The organism is Maribacter sp. 1_MG-2023 (assembly GCF_030547005.1).
Classification (GTDB): Bacteria; Bacteroidota; Bacteroidia; order Flavobacteriales; family Flavobacteriaceae; genus Maribacter.
Genome location: NZ_JAUOPN010000008.1, coordinates 39,655 through 60,579, shown reverse-complemented (window position 1 = coordinate 60,579; position 20,925 = coordinate 39,655). Strand labels below are relative to the sequence as shown.

Annotated in this window: 16 protein-coding genes; 9 read left to right on the top strand and 7 right to left on the bottom strand. The window is 34.0% G+C overall.

Annotated elements, in window-relative coordinates; translation table 11 throughout:
- The first annotated feature begins 9 nt into the window (after positions 1-9).
- From Q4500_RS10615 to Q4500_RS10575, 9 genes are all read left to right on the top strand, one after another.
- Positions 10-1,305, top strand: coding sequence for an N-acetylmuramoyl-L-alanine amidase (locus Q4500_RS10615; RefSeq protein WP_303599645.1), 1,296 nt, complete (start codon positions 10-12; stop codon positions 1,303-1,305).
- Between the two features lie 47 nt (positions 1,306-1,352).
- Positions 1,353-2,318, top strand: coding sequence for an MlaD family protein (locus tag Q4500_RS10610; protein WP_303599644.1), 966 nt, complete (start codon positions 1,353-1,355; stop codon positions 2,316-2,318).
- Between the two features lie 15 nt (positions 2,319-2,333).
- Positions 2,334-3,659 (top strand): (Fe-S)-binding protein, encoded by a 1,326-nt coding sequence (locus tag Q4500_RS10605; RefSeq protein WP_303599643.1) that lies wholly within the window; start codon positions 2,334-2,336, stop codon positions 3,657-3,659.
- Positions 3,660-3,667: 8 nt separating this feature from the next.
- Positions 3,668-4,459: a (Fe-S)-binding protein gene (locus tag Q4500_RS10600; protein WP_303599642.1), complete on the top strand. Its 792-nt coding sequence runs from the start codon at positions 3,668-3,670 to the stop codon at positions 4,457-4,459.
- 18 nt (positions 4,460-4,477) lie between these two features.
- Entirely contained in the window at positions 4,478-4,960 is a 483-nt protein-coding gene (locus tag Q4500_RS10595; protein WP_303599641.1) for an ABC transporter ATPase, read from the top strand.
- Positions 4,961-5,054: 94 nt separating this feature from the next.
- Positions 5,055-7,964, top strand: coding sequence for a glycoside hydrolase family 3 N-terminal domain-containing protein (locus Q4500_RS10590; RefSeq protein WP_303599640.1), 2,910 nt, complete (start codon positions 5,055-5,057; stop codon positions 7,962-7,964).
- A 19-nt stretch (positions 7,965-7,983) separates the two neighbouring features.
- Positions 7,984-9,123 carry an N-acetyl-alpha-D-glucosaminyl L-malate synthase BshA gene (gene bshA / locus Q4500_RS10585; protein ID WP_303599639.1) on the top strand — a complete coding sequence of 380 codons (1,140 nt, stop codon included), beginning with the start codon at positions 7,984-7,986 and terminating at the stop codon, positions 9,121-9,123.
- Positions 9,086-9,562 (top strand): hypothetical protein, encoded by a 477-nt coding sequence (locus tag Q4500_RS10580; protein WP_303599638.1) that lies wholly within the window; start codon positions 9,086-9,088, stop codon positions 9,560-9,562. Before bshA ends, Q4500_RS10580 begins: the two co-directional genes overlap by 38 nt.
- Positions 9,563-9,682: 120 nt before the next feature.
- Positions 9,683-10,864, top strand: a complete 1,182-nt coding sequence (locus Q4500_RS10575; protein ID WP_303599637.1) for an OmpA family protein — start codon at positions 9,683-9,685, stop codon at positions 10,862-10,864.
- A gap of 94 nt (positions 10,865-10,958) precedes the next feature.
- Here the strand turns inward: Q4500_RS10575 and Q4500_RS10570 are convergent, their stop codons facing one another.
- The 7 genes from Q4500_RS10570 to Q4500_RS10540 all read right to left on the bottom strand — a co-directional run bounded on the left by Q4500_RS10570 (position 10,959) and on the right by Q4500_RS10540 (position 20,887).
- Complete coding sequence (locus tag Q4500_RS10570; protein WP_303599636.1) at positions 10,959-11,636, bottom strand: hypothetical protein; 678 nt, start codon at positions 11,634-11,636, stop codon at positions 10,959-10,961.
- The gene (locus Q4500_RS10565) at positions 11,633-15,115 is read right to left on the bottom strand and encodes a PQQ-dependent sugar dehydrogenase (protein WP_303599635.1); all 3,483 of its coding nucleotides are present in this window, start codon (positions 15,113-15,115) and stop codon (positions 11,633-11,635) included. The genes Q4500_RS10570 and Q4500_RS10565 overlap by 4 nt, the downstream gene beginning before the upstream one ends.
- A 210-nt stretch (positions 15,116-15,325) precedes the next feature.
- Positions 15,326-16,303: a UDP-GlcNAc--UDP-phosphate GlcNAc-1-phosphate transferase gene (locus tag Q4500_RS10560; protein WP_303599634.1), complete on the bottom strand. Its 978-nt coding sequence runs from the start codon at positions 16,301-16,303 to the stop codon at positions 15,326-15,328.
- 61 nt (positions 16,304-16,364) lie between these two features.
- Complete coding sequence (locus Q4500_RS10555) at positions 16,365-18,080, bottom strand: carbamoyltransferase C-terminal domain-containing protein (protein WP_303599633.1); 1,716 nt, start codon at positions 18,078-18,080, stop codon at positions 16,365-16,367.
- A 27-nt stretch (positions 18,081-18,107) separates the two neighbouring features.
- On the bottom strand, positions 18,108-19,019 hold the full coding sequence (locus tag Q4500_RS10550; RefSeq protein WP_303599632.1) for an NAD(P)-dependent oxidoreductase: 912 nt from the start codon (positions 19,017-19,019) through the stop codon (positions 18,108-18,110).
- Positions 19,016-19,789 (bottom strand): glycosyltransferase family 2 protein, encoded by a 774-nt coding sequence (locus Q4500_RS10545; RefSeq protein WP_303599631.1) that lies wholly within the window; start codon positions 19,787-19,789, stop codon positions 19,016-19,018. The genes Q4500_RS10550 and Q4500_RS10545 overlap by 4 nt, the downstream gene beginning before the upstream one ends.
- 18 nt (positions 19,790-19,807) lie before the next feature.
- Positions 19,808-20,887: a glycosyltransferase family 1 protein gene (locus Q4500_RS10540; protein ID WP_303599630.1), complete on the bottom strand. Its 1,080-nt coding sequence runs from the start codon at positions 20,885-20,887 to the stop codon at positions 19,808-19,810.
- Positions 20,888-20,925 lie beyond the last annotated feature (38 nt).

Sequence of the window (20,925 nt, the reverse complement as noted above, 5' to 3'; positions counted from 1 at the left end):
CTAACACATATGAAAATAAAATTCTTTAGCTTTTCTTTAGTTTTAACAACAGCGTTATTACTTCTGTCTTTTACGGTATCTGATGAGGAAATCAAATCAGACGATCCTTTTATTGTTGTGCTTGATGCAGGGCACGGTGGTCATGATCCTGGTAACTTAGGCAATGGCTATTTAGAGAAAAAAATAGCTTTAAATATTGTTTTGAAGGTAGGTGAGATTCTTTCTAAGAATAAAGACATTACAGTTGTTTACACGCGAAAAGACGATACGTTTATTGATTTATACGTTAGGGGAGAGGTGGCAAATAAGGCAAATGCAGATTTGTTTGTTTCGGTGCATTGCGATTCTCATACTTCAGACGCGCATGGTGCAGGTACCTTTGTATTGGGTCTTCATGCAAATAAGCAAAATTTTGAAATAGCGAAGAAAGAGAACTCGGTAATTTATTTAGAGGATAATTACGAGAATAGATATGCCGATTATGATATTAATTCTCCTGAATCTGTAATCGGATTAACTATTATGCAAGAAGAATTTTTAGATCAAAGTGTGGCTTTGGCAACAATGATTCAAGAGAATTTTTCTAGCAAGTTAAAAAGAACAGATAGAAAAGTGAAGCAGGCGGGTTTTATTGTATTACACCAAACTTTTATGCCAAGCGTTTTAGTAGAAACCGGTTTCTTAACTAATAAAGATGAAGGCGCTTATTTAAACTCTACTAAGGGGCAGAATGATATGGGCGAGGCAATTGCTAAGGCAATATTGCTTTATAAAGAAGGTGTTCAGCCAACAGTGAAATCTGTGGCTACTACAGTTAATAAGCCTAATGCACCACCTGTACAAGAAGCAGTTATAGAAAAGGTTGAAGAAAAAAAGGAAGTTGTCGTTGAACCTTTAAAAGAGATAGTTGCTGAAGTAGAGGAGACTAAAGAGCTTATTTCAACACCTAAGGTTGAGGGAGTTAAAGAAGTTGTAGCAGAAGTACCTGTTGTGAAGGTTAAAGAGGCAATTAATGAAAAAGAAGTGGCAGATTCTATTGTCTTTAAAATTCAATTGATGGCAAGTAGTAAGAATGTTGCTCTTAGTTCTAGTAACTTTAAAGGACTTTCGAATCTTTCTCAAGAGCCTTTTAAGAACCTTTATCGTTATATGTATGGTGAAACAAGGTCATATAGAGAAGCAAAAATGATGCAATCTCAAGCTCAAGAAAAGGGCTATGCAACTGCTTATATTGTGGCTTATAAATTAGGTGAGAGAATTCCGATTCAAGACGCTATTGACGAGGTTTCTAATTTTAGACCTTAAAGTGTAAATATTATTCATAATTTTGAAAGTACTAAAAATAAAATTGCTTGAAACTATCTAGAGAATTAAAAACAGGAATTATTGTTATAGGTGGCTTATTACTGTTCATCATGGGATTCAGCTATTTAAAGTCGACTCCTATTTTTGATAATAGTAAAACGTTTTACGCTATCTACCCAAATGTTGGTGGTTTACAATCTGGTACTAACGTTTCTATTAACGGCTTTAGTGTCGGTAAGGTTAATGATATAAAATTTTTAGATGATAAAGGAAATTTATTAGTAACATTTACAGTGGGTAATAAATTTAAGTTTTCTAGAAACAGTACCGTTGAACTATACGATACTGGTATCATAGGGGGGAAGGGATTACAAATAAAACCCATCTTTGATGAAGCCTTCGCACAATCGGGCGATACTTTACGTACCGAAACCAGACCTGGTATTACTGATTTGGCGCAGCAGAAATTAACTCCATTGGTGCGTAAAGTAGAATCGGCAATATCTGGTGCAGATTCTGTTTTGGTCAATGTAAATTCTGTTTTAGATGAAAAAACCAAGAAAGAACTGAAAGAGGTTATTGGAGGGTTAAATACTTTAATTACTAACTTGAATACTAGTGCCACTCAAATTAATTCTGTTTTAGATATTAATAAAGAAAAGCTGAATAGCTCATTCGAAAACTTTGAACAATTAACTGCTAATTTTGCAAAGCTTTCAGATTCTTTAAATTCTGCGGGACTTGGTAGAACTTTGGCAAGTCTAGAATCTACTATGGCTAGTTTAGATAAGGTGACAGAAAGAATTGAGAATGGCGATGGGTCACTTGGATTACTTATGAATGATAAAGAATTGTATGGTAATCTAAATAGTGCGTCACACGAGTTAGATTTATTGTTGCAAGATTTTCGTTTAAATCCTAAGAGGTATGTAAATGTTTCTGTTTTTGGTAAAAAGCAGAAAGAGTACGAAGTACCAGAAGATGATCCAGCGGCAAATTCAATTGAGAAGTAAAGAAGATTAATTTATATGCAATATCTCCCTAATATTATTTTTGTAGTCCTGCTAATAGTAGGTATTGGTTTCTTTGTAAAAAATGTTTCAAGGTTGAAACGAAATATTTTTTTAGGTAAAGAAGCTTCGGTAACAGATAATAAACCACAACGTTGGAAAAACATGGTAAAAATTGCTCTAGGGCAATCTAAAATGGTGGTGCGCCCAATTGCTGGAGTACTACATATTATTGTTTATGTTGGTTTTGTTATTATAAACATCGAAGTTCTAGAAATTATTTTAGATGGTATTTTTGGTACGCACAGAATGTTTGCCGTATTAGGACCTGTATATGATTTCTTAATTGGATCATTTGAGGTTTTAGCCTTGTTGGTTATAATAGCTGTTGTAGTTTTCTGGATTAGAAGGAATGTAATAAAACTAAAACGGTTCTTTAAGCCAGAAATGGAAGGATGGCCAAAAAAAGACGGAAACCTTATTTTATATATAGAGCTTGTATTAATGGTCTTGTTTTTAACCATGAACGGTGCAGATTACCAATTGCAACAGATGGGTGCAGAACATTATGCTGCTGCAGGGTCTTTCCCAATCAGTAGTTTTATAGCTCCTATGTTTGAAGGTATGTCTATTTCTACTTTGGTTTTGATAGAACGTACAGCCTGGTGGGTACATATTGCAGGAATTTTATTTTTCTTAAACTACTTATACTACTCAAAGCACCTTCATATTCTTTTGGCTTTTCCGAATACATATTACGGTAAGTTGACACCTAAAGGACAGTTCAGAAATTTACAGTCTGTTACAGATGAAGTTAAAATGATGATGGATCCAGATGCTGATCCTTATGCAGAACCTGCAGAAGATGCTGCTGTTCCAGATAAGTTCGGGGCATCAGATGTGCAAGATTTAAGTTGGGTTCAATTACTAAATGCATACACATGTACAGAATGTGGTCGTTGCACTAGTGAATGCCCAGCAAATCAAACAGGGAAAAAATTATCTCCTCGTAAGATTATGATGGATACCCGTGATCGTTTAGAGGAAGTGGGTAAGAATATAGATGCTAATAATGGCGAGTTTAAAGATGATGGAAAGCAATTACTAAACGATTTTATTACTCCCGAAGAATTATGGGCATGCACATCATGTAATGCATGTGTTGAGGCCTGCCCAATAAGTATTGATCCTCTTTCTATTATTATGGATATGAGACAGTATTTAGTTATGGAACAATCTGCAGCTCCTACAGATTTGAATAACATGATGGGTAATATTGAGAATAATGGAGCACCTTGGCCATTTAACCAAATGGACCGTTTAAATTGGAGTAAAGAATCTTAAAGATAGATATGGCAAGTGAATTAAAAGTGCCTACAATGGCAGAATTTTTTGCGTCGGGAACTGTACCTGAAGTTTTATTTTGGGTAGGTTGTGCTGGTAGTTTTGATGATAGAGCAAAGAAAATAACGAAAGCCTTCGTAAAGATTTTGAATAAGGCTAATGTATCTTTTGCGGTACTTGGTACAGAAGAAAGTTGTACGGGTGATCCTGCAAAACGTGCTGGTAATGAGTTTTTGTTTCAGATGCAAGCAGTAACTAATATAGAGGTGCTGAACGCTTATGAAATTAAGAAGATAGTAACAGCGTGTCCGCATTGTTTTAATACGATAAAAAACGAATACCCTGGCTTAGGAGGTAATTATGAAGTTGTACACCATACACAGTTTCTTAAAGATTTACTGAACGATGGTAGAATTTCTATGGAAGGCGGTAACTTTAAGGGGAAGCGTATTACATTTCACGATCCCTGCTATTTAGGTAGAGCAAACGGAGTATACGAGGCACCAAGAGATTTGATTAGAAAACTAGATGCCGAGCTTATCGAGATGAAAAGCTGCAAGCAAAGAGGTCTTTGTTGTGGTGCTGGTGGTGCTCAAATGTTCAAAGAACCTGAAAAGGGTGATAAGGATGTGAACATTGAGCGTACAGAGCAAGCATTAGAAACAAAACCTGAAATTATTGCTGCAGGTTGTCCTTTCTGTAACACGATGATGACAGATGGTGTTAAGAATAAAGAAAAAGAAGGTGATGTTCAGGTAATGGATATTGCTGAGATGATTGCAACGGCCGAAGACTTATAATAGTTAAAAAATTAAAATTTGCTAGTAGAATTTAACACATTACCAGAAACTGCAAGAGTTTGGATATATCAATGTAACCGTTCATTTTCTGAAAAGGAAATAGCCGAAATTGGTTCAGATTTAGATACTTTTTTAACTTCATGGACCGCACACGGTAATGATTTAAATGCAGGTTATGAGATAAAGTATAGACGTTTTATTGTGATAGCTCTTGATCAAACGACACAAGGGGCTACTGGTTGCTCTATAGATGCTTCTGTACATTTTATACAGAGTTTGGAAAAGAAATATGATGTTCTTCTATTAGATAAAATGAACGTTTCGTACAAACAAGGTGAGTTTGTAGCTTATAAAAGCTTAATTGATTTTAAGGCTATGGCGAAGCAAAAGGCGATTTCTAAAAATACGATTGTATTCAACAATCTGGTTGCCAATAAAGGAGAGTATCTTGAGCATTGGGAAGTACCAGCTTCTGAGAGTTGGCATGCTCGTTTTCTTTAACATAATTTCTTCTTAAGTATCAGATTTTATTGGGTTATATCGATGAAATGCAATAATTTCAATCCATAATAGTTATCTCAGTACATATATTTTTATGCGCTATATTTTTATTCTTATTTGTGGATTGTTTTGCTGTTCAAGTTTGCTTGCTCAAAACCCCTTAGTAACCAAAGACAGTACTGCTCAACAACGTTGGGTAGATGCGCAGTATGCTCAAATGAGCTTAGATCAAAGACTTGGTCAGCTATTTATGGTAAGTGTTGCTTCTAATCAAAGTAAGCAAGCTACCGATCAAATTAAGAATTTAATACTTCAAGAACATCTGGGTGGCGTTATTTTTTCTAAAGGCGGACCTGTTCGACAAGCAAAACTTACAAATGATTATCAAGCAGTTTCAAAAGTTCCATTATTAATCGGAATGGATGCTGAGTGGGGACTTTCTATGAGATTAGATTCTACCTATGCATTCCCTTGGAATATGACATTGGGTGCTATTCAAGATAATTCTATTGTAGAAAAAGTAGGGTATCAAATTGGTAAGCATGCCAAACGTTTAGGAGTACAAATAAATTTTGCTCCAGATTTAGATATCAATACGAATCCGAAAAACCCGATTATAGGCAATCGTTCTTTTGGTGAGAATAGAGATAATGTAGTTGCGAAAGGAACCGCTTTTGCTAGAGGTATGGAGAGCGCTGGGGTATTGGCAAATGGGAAGCATTTTCCTGGTCATGGTGATACAGAAGTGGATTCTCATCACAATTTACCTGTAATTCCGTTCTCAAGAAAGCGATTGGATAGTTTAGAACTTTATCCGTTTAAGAAATTAATCAGTTCAGGTTTAAGTAGTATAATGGTAGCCCACTTAGAGGTGCCTGCACTTGAAATGAAAAAAGGAATGCCTTCTTCTTTGTCAGAACAAATAATTTCCGGAATTTTAAAAGAAGAATTAGGTTACGAAGGATTAATATTTACCGATGCCCTGAATATGAAAGGGGTTTCTACAAAAGGCAAAGATGGTAGTGTTGAGTTGGATGCATTTATGGCAGGTAACGATATGTTATTAATGCCAGAGAATATTGTAAGCGCAAAAGAAAAATTAACCAAAGCTTACGAAAAGGGTAAGTTGACTGAAGAGCGTTTGGCTTATTCTGTTAAAAAAATATTACAGGCAAAATATAAGGCTGGTTTAAACAAGTACTCACCTATTTCTTTAAACAATTTGTATGAAGATTTAAATAGTCTTGAAGATGATATTATTTATGAACAAGCTATTGAGAATGCGATTACGGTTGTAAAGAATAAACTAGATTTATTATCTATTAAAAACCTTGACAATAAGAAAATTGCTTATGTGAAAATGGGCGATTCTGATAATGAAACATTTGTTAAAGGGCTAAAGAATTATGTAGATGTTACTGTAGTTGAGGCAAATGACATTAATACCTTAAAAGTAAAATTAAAGGATTTTAATTTAGTTATTGTAGGGCATCATAAGAGTAATGAAAGTCCATGGAAATCATATAAGTTTTCAACTAAAGAATTAAATTGGTTGCAAGCAATTGGCAGCGAACGTACTTCTAATCTTATACTTTGTGTTTTTGCCAAGCCATATGCGTTATCGGATATCAAATCATATGATACTATCGATGCTGTGGTAATGTCTTATCAGAATAGTGATATTGCGCAAGAGAAAACGGCGGAAGTATTATTTGGAGCGGTAAGTGCTACCGGTAAATTGCCTGTGAGTGCCCATCAAGAATTCCCTGTAAATACAGGTGTGCAAGTTAAATCTCTAAGTAGATTAGGCTATAGTATTCCAGAGCGTGTTGGTATGAGCTCAAAAGGACTTAAGGAAATAGATGAATTAATGAGCCATGGGCTGGATAGTTTAATGTTTCCTGGAGCTCAGGTTTTAGTAGCCAGAAAAGGAAAGGTTATCTACCAGAAAAGTTTTGGTAAGCCAACATACGATAGCAAAGAAAAGATTACCAATGACTACATTTATGATTTAGCCTCTTTAACCAAAATATTGGCAACCTTGCCAATGGTCATGAAAATGGAGGAAGAAGGAAGAATTGGTTTGAACAATACTTTTGAAGAATTGGTGCCGAATTATTCTAATACCGAAATTAAAAATGTAACCGTTTTAAAAGCGCTTTCTCATTATGGTCGCTTACCAGCGTGGATTCCTTTTTACATCAATACATTAGATGAAAATAAAAAGCCCTCAGGTGAATTTTATAGAAACTCACCATTGCCCGGTTTTTCAACGAAAGTGTATGATAATCTTTATTTAGCAGATGCCTATAAAGATTCAATTTATAATAGAATCGGCAGACAAGATTTAAAGTCTAATAGATACCGTTACAGTGACGTACCGTATTATGTAATGAAAAAGGTTGTTGAAGAAAGTTATGGTCAAAGGCTAGACGGATTAACAAATGATTTTCTTTATAATAGAATAGGGGCAAACCACACCTCATATAATCCTTTAGAGAAATTTGACAAGAATATGATTGTTCCTTCTGAGGAAGATAACTATTATAGATATGGTACCGTACAAGGTTACGTTCATGATATGGGTGCTGCAATGCAAGCAGGCGTCGGTGGCCATGCCGGACTCTTTAGTAACTCTAATGACATTGCCAAGATTATGCAAATGTACCTTCAAAATGGGTATTATGGTGGTACTAAGTTTTTCGATTCTAGAACGGTTAAAAAATTCAATACCTGTTATTTTTGTGATAACAATGTGCGTAGAGGAGTAGGTTTTGATAAACCACAGTTACAGCACAGTGGTCCGACCTGTGGTTGTGTTTCAAGAAAAAGTTTTGGACACAGTGGCTTTACAGGAACGTATACTTGGGCTGATCCAGAAGAAGAAATTGTCTACGTATTTTTATCCAACAGAACATATCCATCTGCATCGAACACACTTTTAGTTAAATCTGGGTTAAGAACTAGAATTCAACAAGCTATTTACGATTCAATTCTGAATTAAAAAAGGTAGTTTTGTTGTAATGAAAATAGCAATAGTATGTTACCCTACCTTTGGTGGTAGCGGTGTAGTCGCAACAGAATTAGGAATTGCATTGGCTAATAGAGGTCATGAGATTCATTTTATTACCTACAAGCAACCGGTTCGTTTAGAGTTGTTGAGTAATAAAATATTCTTTCATGAAGTTCATGTGCCAGAATATCCACTATTTCATTATCAGCCTTATGAACTTGCATTATCTAGTAAGTTAGTTGATACCATAAAGCTTCATAAAATCGATCTTTTACATGTACATTATGCGATACCACATGCCTATGCGGGCTATATGGCAAAGAAAATGTTAGAAGAAGAGGGTATCTATGTGCCAATGATTACAACACTACATGGTACCGATATCACTTTGGTCGGTAAACATCCTTTCTACAAACCTGCAGTTACTTTTAGTATTAATCAGTCTGATGTGGTTACTTCAGTTTCTGAAAGTTTAAAAAAGGGTACTTTAGATACTTTTGATATTAAAGGCGAGATTGAAGTTATCCCTAACTTTATCGATGCCAAAAAATACAGTACTTCTTTTACCGATTGCCAGAGGTCAAATATGGCAACTGAAGGCGAGCGTATAGTGACGCATATAAGTAATTTCAGAAAAGTAAAGCGTATACCTGATGTAATTAAAATATTCAGTAAAATTCAACTTCAAATTCCTTCAAAACTTATTATGGTCGGTGAAGGGCCTGAGAAAGAAGGTGCTGAGCGTTTATGCGAAGAATTAGGTATAGCAGATAAGGTTATATTTTTAGGGAATAGTAATGAGATCGATAAAATTCTATGTTTCTCAGATTTATTTCTATTACCATCAGAATCAGAAAGTTTCGGACTAGCAGCTCTTGAGGCGATGATAAATAAAGTCCCGGTGATTTCTAGTAATGCTGGTGGTATACCAGAGGTGAATACCGAAGGCGTAAGTGGATTTTTAAGTGATGTTGGTGATATCAACGATATGGCGGCTAAGGCGATTACCATTTTAAAGAATGATAGTGTTTTAGAAAGATTCAAACTTAATGCCCTAAAAGAAGCACAGCGTTTTGATATTCAAAAAGTGGTTCCGCTTTACGAAGAAGTATATGAAAGGGCTTATAAAGGAAGATTCAAAAATGTTTAAATATTTTACTTGTTTTTTTCTGTTAGCTATAATTCAGCTGAATTCTTGTAAGAGCACTGCTCAAAGTAGTTTGCAAGAATCTAATGATACGGGTATGGAACTTATTTTAAATGAGAATTACAGCGGCTTTGAGCAAGAGGAGTATCTTTTAATAAAGAATCAAAAAGAATTGAACGATTTTTACGGTAAAATAAACCAGACCAGAAAACCAGGATTGACTCCGCCTTCAATAGATTTTAACATCGAAATGATTCTCATTTGGTGTGGCGATAGTTCAGCTTCTAATTATGCTGATTTAGAGTTGAGTGAGAAGGCTGATTATTTGCAAATTCATAAGATGAAAACTACAGTGTCTAAAGAAGAAAATACCTTAATTGTAAGTCCTTTTAGTATGTACAAGTTGCCTTTAAGTACAAAAACGCTCAAAATTATAAAGTAATTAGTCGATAATAATTCTACATTCGACTAACGAACGATTTTAATTGCTATACACGGTAATTATTTGTCAACCTCCTCACCTACAACTAATTTTACATTTTATAACCCCAAATTTTATATTATGAAAACGGCTAAAATTTTTAGTTTATTATTAATTCTCATGGTATCTTCTATAACCTTTGCTCAAGATGAACTTCAAATCACGGCAAAAGATAGTATTGTACAGAGCTCTTGGATTTTCGGTGTCGGTTTAAACGCTGTAGATGATTCAGGTAATGTTTTTGATGGACTCTTTAATTTTGGAGATGAATGGAATTTAGTTCCTTATCCATCAAGAGTAAGTATCGGTAGATATTTTAAAAGTGGACTTGGTTTAGAAGCTATTGGAACCTATAACCAATATAAAGATGGTAAAAATATTGATGGAGAGATTATAACTGAAAACATCAATTATTTCGGCTTAGATGGTAGAATTACGTATGATTTAAATAAAATAATTGGTGAAACTGCTTGGTTTGATCCTTATGTTGGTATAGGTGCTGGTTATACAGATGCTAATAATAGAGGAAGAGGAACCTATAATGCTATTGTAGGTTTTAGAACATGGTTTTCAGACAGATGGGGATTGGACTTAAATGCTACTGGTAAATGGGCTATGAGCGAAGAAGAAGGTGTTTCTAATCACATTCAGTATGGAGCTGGAGCCGTTTATCAATTTGGTATAGAAAAAGGGCTTTCTAAACGAGGAGAGGAAAAACTAGAGCTTTTAGCGGCTATCGCAAAAGAGAAACAGCGTCAAACAGATTCAATAAATGAAGTTAATCGTTTAAAGGACGAATTATTATTGGCAGAAAGACTTAAAAAACAACAAGAGGAAGATGCATTGGCGGCTGCTGAGAAAGCTAAAGTAGATGCGATTAATAAGCGTAAGACAGAAATTAAGTCGAGAATTGAGAATTTAGGAAATGTATATTTTGATTTAAATTCTTCGGTTGTTAATTCTTCATCTAAAAAGGTGCTAGACTCTTTAGCGCAGGTTTTAGAAGAAATACCAACATTAACTTTGAAAATCACTTCCCATACCGATTCTCGAGGAACTTCGAAATATAATGACTGGCTATCGCAGCGAAGAGTTGATAAGACTAAAGATTATTTATTGTCTAAAGGAGTATCAGCCGATAAGTTGACAACAGAAGCTTACGGTGAAACCCAACTATTAAACGAGTGTGATGACAATACTTATTGTCCTGAAGAAAAGCATGCAGTTAACAGACGTTCTGAGTTTGTGATACTAGAATTTTAATAAGGAATATAGTTTATATAAAGCCCCTTTAGTATTTGCTAAAGGGGCTTTTTTATTGTCAACTTTAAAATTTAATGCAATACTTTAATATGCTTTAACCTACAGAAAATGTAAAGACTTCAGAGGTAGATTCATTACCGATGCTATCTTTGGTAATAATTTTCCAATAATAGATTTTTCCAGCCTCAACTGGTATATCATTAAATCTAGTTTCTGTAACATCTGTTCCATAAAGCTGAGGGTCTTTTGCTTCACCAAAAAATAAATCATAAGAAACAATGTCGTCATCAGGATCTTCTGAATTCCAGATTAGATTAACCGATGTGCTAGTTTGCGATATAGAGGCTCCCGAAACAGGTGAAATAGCTGTAGCAGGGTAGGGTATTGTAGATTTCAAACCTGGTCCTTCATTATAGAAATTCCAAATTTCGCTAGTACTATTAATTTTTCCAGTTACGAACCATGAATAGGCTACGCCGCGATCTAGGGTAATGGAAACGTCTGTGTTATCACTTTCTATTAATTCTGTCTGTGAACTTACAAGACTCGTTAAATGTACGATGTACGGACTATTATCATTTTCATCAGACCACTCAAAGACTAGCTCGCTTTGTGTATCGGAAACGATTATACCTTCGGTGCATTCAGAGTCATCTTCAGGGAAGATAAGAGTGATGTTTATTTGATCTTTGGCGTATTCCAAAACATCTGAATCTACACCGCACGATTGAAGTATTAATAATAGGAAAACTAAAAATCCGCTTTTTTTCACTGTTTTAAAAGTTTGAAGGATTTATTGAAGTTATCATTCTTCAATCTTAAAAAGTAAATACCAGAGCTTAATAAGCTAGTATTAATTTCAATGATTGATTGTTCAACTTTATAGTTGTCTGAATGTACTAAAACTCCTGCTTCTGTAAAAATAGCTATTTCAATCTTATCTATTGTAAGAGTTTTTAAATCTATTGATAGACTATTACCAACCGGATTCGGATAAATTATTGGAGTCGTTCCCAAGTATATCGTTTCTTCAAATTCCCCTTGACAATGTTGATTAGTATTCACACTTATCGTATTAATTTCAACTAACAACGGAATGCTGATTTGTTCTTTTCTAGTTTGAAAACTTTTACCGTTTACTTGCACGGTATATTCATCAGCACCACTCATTTTTAAGTTGACGCTGTTGGTCAAAGCATCGAAGTCTAAAAGTACACTTAAGGGTAAAGGTTCGGTAATAATTATTTTAGAACAATTTTGATAATTGGTAGAGGTGCTAGAAGAGATACATAAATTATATTCACCTTTCGCTAAATCTGCGATAGTTAACGTGTCAGTGAAGGCAATAGTTCTATTTTCATCCTCACCCGTAATAGTAGCATTAAATTCTTCATCGTTTAAAGATTCAATGAATATAGATCCGTTATCAGAATTAATACAAGAAGCACCCGTTGAAGTAATTTTAAATTGATTTGCAGGATATGATAGTATCGTACAACCATTCTCATCTACAGTTTCACCATTAGGAGTATTAGGGCAAATATCGTCTACATTTAATATTCCGTCCCCATCAGCATCTCCAATATTATTTAATTGTGTGCTAGAACAGCCATTGGCATCAGTAGTTGCTCCAGCTGCGGTATTCGGGCATAAATCATTGGTGTTATTTATTCCGTCTCCATCATCATCTGCATCATTATTTGCGGAAGCTATTGTCAATAAAAAATCTGTAGTGCAGCCTTTTGATGTTGTAAAAGTATATGTCCCAGATTGTGAGATATTTGTGTTTTCTAATAAATAATCATTGTTTACTATAGAACCTCCTGGTAGAGTGATGGTAAAAGAAATGTCATTAGGTAGAATACTTAAAGTTATATCATCACCTTCTGTAATAGTTAGGTTGTTACTGCCACTATCCCAGTTACCATTGATGAAATACTCAGGTATTACACTTTCATCAGCACAAAAAGTCGCTCCCCAAATAGCAATATTATTAGCATTGATATTTCCTGCAGTTATAAAATTACCGCCAACTAGAAGTTCAGTTTCGTTTTTGATAAATTGCAAAGCATTAACCCTGGTGTCAACACCAACATTGGTACCCGAGCCTAAAGCTTCCCAACCTGTTTGTGTACTCCATCTTGCTAAATTGTTAACTATCTTATCTATGGAACCATCATCACTGGCTGTATCAAATGTACCCCCTACGTACATATATGAGCCACTACTAGTAATTGTATTTACATTTCCGCTTACCCCATTTCCCAATGCTTCCCAAGTGTTATTATTTTTGTGGTACCGGGCAATTCTATTTACAGTTTTATCTCCAGCAATGGAAAAATTACCTCCAACAAATAAATAGTCACCTGCAGATTCCATTGCTTGTACAAAACCACTTGTGCCAGAACCCAGAGCAGACCAATTAGTGCCGTTCCAAAGGGCAATTCTAGTTGCCGCAATGCCACCGGCAGTATCAAAATTCCCGCCAATATAGACCCTGTTATTATCATCTACATGTATCGATCGTACCTCATTATTTGTTCCTGTAATGTTTGTTGAAGCGTCAGTAAGTAAGCTCCAAGATTCATTTTCCCATTTAGCAATGTTATTAGCGCTCAAGCCGCCGGCTGTTGTAAAAACACCACCTATAAATAAAGTTCCGTTTTCATTAAAAGCCATTGTTGAAATTGGTCCGTTTGTGCCAGAACTCAAGGCTGACCAAGAAGTACCGTTCCACTTCGCTATATTATTAGCTTCTATGCCGTTTACGATGGTGAAATCACCAGCAATGTAAAGTGTTCCGTCGGGGGATAAAGTAGTGGCAAGTATGGTACCTTCTATACCGGTTCCAAATGATGCCCATTCTTCATTAGTACTTAACGTTGCCAGGTCTGAGGCACTTATGCCACCGGCAGAATTGATCGTACCAGCTATATAACTTATGCCATTTGTAGATGACGTAATAGATTGTACAATACCATCTGTACCTGAAGATAAGGATTTCCATTCTCCTATTCCGTTTACGGGAGTGGTTACGGGACCTGTTATGGTTTCTGTTAATTTAAATAGTTTAGCATTCGCCCCATAATCAGAAAAATATAATTCACCAGCTTCATCTTCACCAAATGAGGAAATGAATTCTCCGTTTGTTTTAAAGAGAAATTCATTAGTGGTGTTTCCTGTACTGGTGTTATAATCTAAAGCCCACACACGACCAGAAACATAATCGCCATAAATATATTTGTTTTTTAAATTATTATTGGTCAATGAGCCTTTATAGGTGTAGCCACCAGTAATTGAAACATCTGATGCACTGTGATCATATAAGAATATGGGCTTAATATCGGGTGAGGTAGCAAGTATTGTTTCGCTGCCATAGCTAGGTTCTGTATTTGCCTCAAATCTGTTCCATCCATAGTTACCACCTCTGGTAATAATATTTATTTCTTCGTATGAATTTTGACCCACATCTGATCCCCAAAGATTACCTGTAAGGTCAAATGAAAATTTCCAGGTGTTTCTAATACCCCAGGCATACAACTCATCTAATCCCGATTGACCGACTCTTGGATTATCTGAAGGTATTTCATAATTTCCATTCGGTAATTCGGAGTTCGTTTCAACCGGATTATTGCCATCTAGATCAATGTCGATTCGAAGTAAACTGCCAAAAACGGTATTTAAATTTTGACCATTACCTTGTGGATCGCCGCCTCCGCCGCCATCACCTATAGAAATGTACAGATACCCATCTGGACCAAATGCAATTTTACCGCCATTGTGGTTTGAATCTGATTGGTTTTTAGTGAATTGCGCTATTATAATTCTTGAATTAGGATCAATCAAGTTTGGGTTGGAACTATCCACTTTATAGCGGGCAATATTAATTCTGTAATTGCTTGGCTGATCTATATAGTAGACAAAAATATAACCGTTGGTAGCATAGTTAGGGTGAAAGGCAAGACCTAAAAGTCCAATTTCTTGACCTGCGCTATAGGATACTATAGAAGAAATATCTAAAAATGTCGTTTGTTCTTCTAGGGTAACATTGGCTTTATTTGGAAATACTTTTATAAACCCTTGCTGTTCTACGACGAACATTCGGTTAGTGCCATCAACGCTACCTTGTATTTCAGTCGAAAAATTAAATGAGAGATTAGGAAAGGCATTTTCATATGATAGTTCTTGACTATGGGCGTATGAAAATATCCAAAAGAATAATATTAATAAAAAATGCTTGTGATTAACCATGAAATATTCGGGGGAATTGATATTAAAATCATTAAATATTACTGCGGTTTAGTCTATGGTTAACAGTAAACTACGCGAAAGTAATAAATAAAGCGATTTAAATAATAAATTTACTCGAAGCGGTTAAAATAAAATTTAAAGAGGTTACTAGTAATATCCTATCTTAATAATTTATATAAAACTAAAATTATACTCTTTTAGAATAGCAACTTATGAGCTCTGCTTAATAAGATTAGGTTTCATTTTTCTATTAATAAATATATGCAAGACAATTAGTACTAAAACAAGAGGTATGGTAGTTAGCAATTGAAGTGATAGATTTTCATGTATTACCATTAATACGATAATATTTACTAAAAGCTGAACTATAGCGTAGCCGCCTGCAACAGTTAAGTGCTTTACCGATTTTAGATGTACAAGATTTTGATATAGATGACTCTTATGTGGTTTAAGAATATTTTCCTTTTTTAATAATCTTGAGATTATCGTTACTCCTCCATCAACCAAATAAACTGCAATGAACATAAATGGTAGTGGTGTAGTTAGTTTGAACGAAAATAATAAGAGTAAAAAGGTAATAAAAACTCCAATCGAAATACTACCAATATCACCAGCAAAAAAAATGGCTTTTTTTCTGAAATTGAAGAAGCCAAAAACAGCAATTCCAAGAATACCAAAAACTAAAATTTGATAATCAATAACGTTAAAAGAATGGTTCAATACTAATATGGATAGTAAAACAGCTAAAGAATAAAAGCCTGTTATACCATTTATTCCGTCCATAAAATTATAAATATTGATAATTCCAAGGCAGAATATGATCAGAGGTAAAATTAAAAAAATGGAATTTTCAAAAAGATTTAATTGATAAAAAACTAAAATAACAGCAATAATCTGTGCCCCCAATCTACTTAAAGTACCTAATGTCTTTAAGTCATCGACAAAACTAACAAAAGCTACTAAAAATATAGCAGCAAATAGGTAGGGTAGTGGTAAAGACTGCGTGAAAAAATATATAAATAAAGATATAACGAATAGAATACCACCTCCTCTAATAGTTTTTAAAGAATGCGAGCTTCTATGATTAGGCACATCTTCAATTCCAAATTTCTGTGCTATTTTTATATATAAATAAGCGCAAAAAAATAGAATTAAAAATGTGATTATAAATAGAGTAGTTGAACTCATTTAATTTAACTTTTATAAAGTTCTTTACCTAATTGAATTTGAATGTACTTATGATAGAATGTTATCTTTCAACAACGATATTCTCCATTACTAAAACATCCATAGCTGTTCTTTCAAAGCAAGAATAGGCTTCTGCCGGAGTATTTACTATAGGTTCGTTTTCATTAAAAGAAGTATTTAAAAGAATAGGCACTCCAGTTTTCTTTCTAAAAGCTTCTATTAAATTATAATACCTTGGTGAAACATCTTTATCAACACTTTGTAGTCGTCCAGTACCATCAACGTGCGTAACAGCTGGTATCTCTGCATGCTTTTCTTTTTTAATTGGAAATACTTTTTCCATAAACGGAACATTTTGGTCGTATTCAAAATACTCACCTACATATTCTTTCAATATAGAAGGTGCAAAAGGTCTAAAACTCTCTCTACGTTTTATTTTTAAGTTTAATAGTTCTTTAGCCTGTTCGTTACGCGGATCAGCGATAATGGATCTGTTACCCAGTGCTCTAGGGCCAAATTCAGCTCTACCTTGATACCAACCTACAACAGAAGGTACAATTAACTTATCTGAAATGTAATCGTAAAGTTCGGCATCTTCCATTTTTTTATAAGAAACACCTTTACTCTTTAAATATGCTTCAATTTCATCATTGTTAAAATGAGCCCCTGTTGAAGCAGATTTTTGCTCGCCTGCTCTAGCGAAATCTAAAGTTTGATTATAATGATACAATGCAGAACCCATCGATATACCTGCATCATGACCAGCAGATGGTATATAAAGATTTTCAAAATCTGTATTTGCTATTATTTTACCATTAGCAACAGAGTTTTGAGCAACTCCGCCGGCAATACAAATATTTTTACTGCCTGTTGCTTTTTGCATATGATTCGCCATATGGAAAATAACGTCTTCTGTAGCGACCTGTACAGATTTTGCTAAATCTTTATGGTATTGTGTTAACTCTCCTTTTGGATCTCTAGGTGTTCCAAAAAGCTCTTCGAACTTTTTAGTAAAGAAAGGTTCAACAATAGGCTGGTTGTTTTCATACAAAGCCTTGATTTCACCGAAATATTGCTTCTTCCAAGTCCAAAGACCTTTGTCCTTAAATTTTAATAACTTCTTTACTTTATCAACATACTTAGGTTCTCCATAAGGGGCTAAACCCATTACTTTATATTCATCACCATAATGTGGAAAGCCTAGAAAGTGAGTAAATGCGGTATATAAAAAACCTAATGATACTGGGTAATCTATAGAATCTAGAACTTCAATTTTGTTACCTTTTCCATAAGCGAACATTGTGGTAGTAAAATCACCTGATCCGTCAATTGATATAATTGCAGATTCTTCAAAAGGGCTAGCAAAGAAAGCTGATGCTAAGTGAGCTCTATGATGTTCTACGTTAACTAGTTTGGCATTAATAATATCTTGAGGAATATTAAAAGCATTTTCAAATTGTTCGGCCATAGAAGATATGTCCTTTCTATTTTCCCAACGATTTTTTAATAATGATGTGCCTGTCTTTAAATTGGTAAGTGCATAAAGAGCCTTCTTATCAATTTTAGCTTTAGGATCTCTACCTAAGGTTATATAGTCTACTTCTTCTAAAGTAGTATTAGCCTCTTTCAAACAAAACTTAATAGCCTCGGCAGGGAAGCCTGCCCAATGTTTTATTCTTGTAAAACGCTCTTCTTCTGTAGCGGCAATTAATTTACCATCAACAAATATTGCTGCTGAAGAGTCCGCGTGATGTGTGTTTAATCCTAAAATTATCATTATTTATAGTTTTAAAATGGTCTTATCTTAATTCATCCATAAATTAACGTTCGTAACTACTCCCTTCGGTTTCCAACCTATGGTACTAGCTTTTTTTGAACTGAACGTTAAGTCTGTTGTCATTTGTATTAATTTCTTTGTTGAAAAAGGAGCTTCTTTCTTTAATATCATTTCAATGAGATCTCCGGTTTTCGCAATTCCTTTGGCTAACCAAAGTGGCATATTTTTTACTTTTTGTTTGTTCTTTGCTTTTGAAATAACATCTGATAATTGATTGAAACTAGCATCAAAACCATCTGTTAAATTATATACACCACCTATAGTTATTAGCTCTGTTGAAAAATTTGCCAAATCTTCCGCTAAAACTACAGATCGTTTTGCTTTTCCATCAGCAATATTAAAATACCTGCCATTTTCGATTCCGGTAATCATCTTACCTAAATTTCCGGGAGCATTCTTTCCTATTATCAATGGAGGTCTAATAATTGAAATAGTAACATTCTCTTTTAAACCCCATTCTGTAATTAATTTTTCAGCTTCAATTTTTGTTTTCCCATAACTATCTGTGGCTTCTAAGTTGTTTTTTTCAGTAATATTCGATCCATGTTTAGCACCATAAACAGCAACGCTACTAATAAACATAAAACCTTTTATGTTTTTCTGGTTTAAACCCTTTAGTAGATTAGCTGTTCCTTTTACGTTTACATTGTAAAAATTCTCTTCATCTGCTTTACTTTTAGGAATACTATGTGCTTTTCCTGCTATATGAATAACATAATCAATGTCTTGATTAATTTTAGGTATTTCATCTTTAATATTACATTTTAGATCACTGTTATCGCCTCTTCCTAAGGTAAAAACCTCGTTTCCTTTCGCTTTCCAATGATTTACGAAATAGCTACCTAAAAATCCATTGCCACCTGTTATTAGAACTTTCATTTAAGAAATTGTTTTAATTTGGGTAGTAATCTATATAAGGGGTATGCCGCTGAAACTTTTAAGTTATTAGCTTTAAACGCTTCAACGCATTCTTTATTTCCTTGTAAAATATTTTTTAAACTTTTATTAGTGGCACCACCAAGCCTCATTCTAACCATAGGCGTTGGTAGGTAGGTACCTTTTATCTTATTTTTTTCTAAAAAGCGTAGCATTAATTCAAAGTCAGCGGCAAGACCAAAATTCAAATCAAAATATCCTAATTTTTTATAAATAGAATTTCTAACAAAAAATGATGGATGTGCAGGATGCCAACCTTTCTTAAACGCATTTTCTTTATACGGTCCTGTCACCCAATTTCTAACTACTTTATCAGTATTTAATTGTTCAACATAAACTAAATCTCCATACACACAATCGATGTTTGGATCTTCAAAAGCTTTTACGACACTTTGTATTACTTCATTGGAGTTATAAAAATCATCAGAGTTAAGAATACCTAATATCTCACCTTCTGCTAATTTTAAACCTTTATTCATAGCATCGTAAATACCATCATCTTTTTCTGAAACAATTTTAGAAACTCTATTCGGCATATTTTCAATAATAGAAACGGTATTGTCTTTAGAGTTTCCATCAATTATAATATGCTCAATGCTATCATAAGTTTGATTGTCGATACTTTGAACGCAGTCACTAATAAATTTAGAACTGTTATAAGTACCGGTTACAATGCTTACCAATGGTTTTATATCTTGCTTTTCTGTGCTCATTACAAAATTTATATAAACTTATTGGTTTATTAATTCTTTATAAAAGTCAAATGTTTTCTGAAACGTATTTTTCCAAGTAAACCTCTTTACATTTTTCAGGCCTTTTTGTACTAAATCATTTCTAAAGTCAACATCTAGTAATAGTTTTATTTGATTAGCAATTAACTCTGGGGATTCCTCTTCAAGTAAAATACCGCTATCTTCAACTACTTCAGGTATAGAAGATGTATTCATTGCAATTATTGGACAGCCAGCACTTTGAGCTTCTAAAAGAGGTAGACCAAAACCTTCATATGATGATGGATATACTAAACAAAGTGCTTTATTGTAAAACTCATTTAGTTCTGTGTTAGAAACACCGTTAAAATGAATGTAATCTTCGGTTTTTAGTTTAGAATTGATATAAACCTGTTCTTTTTCTGTTAAAGGGCTACCACCAATAATTGCTAAAGGTAATCCACTTAGTTTACTAGCTCTAACTGTAAGGTTGAAATTCTTATATATAGCTTTACGATCTCCAACATATAAAATAAACGGTCTACCTTCAAAATAGTCTTTTCCGCTAAAGTCTTTTTTTTCTATTTGATAAAAATACTTTCCAACACCGTGCGGTATAACTACAATTTTTTTCTCCACCAATTCTGGAAAAAAATGCAGCATATCTCTCTTCGTATTTTCAGATACGCAAATAATTCCATCAGAATGCGCCAAAGCTTTTCTCTTTTGATTGGTATGGGCGTATAACTGAATACCAGTAAAAAAATGTTCATAAGTAAAATCATGAACAGTCGTTACATTAATATGTTTAGAATTCTTGGAATATCTATAGTAACTAGAGTGAAATATTGCTTGCTCTTTTAGTTGAGTAAGTTTTGGATTGGTATATCTACCTACTAATCCTGGGCTTTTGCCTAATTGTTTGAATTTTTCTAGATTCAATTCTTTCCTAAATATATTGGAAGATTTTTCTGAATCATCAAATAAGTATATGTGTAAGCCCTCTTGTTCTTTAATTCTTTTTAAGATTTGGTACCAATAATTTGATATACCTCCAGCATCTTGTAAAGAAAATATAATGTTATCTAAAATTAAGTTCATTAAAGGACTTTTTCAATTTTCAATTGTTGATTTGAAAA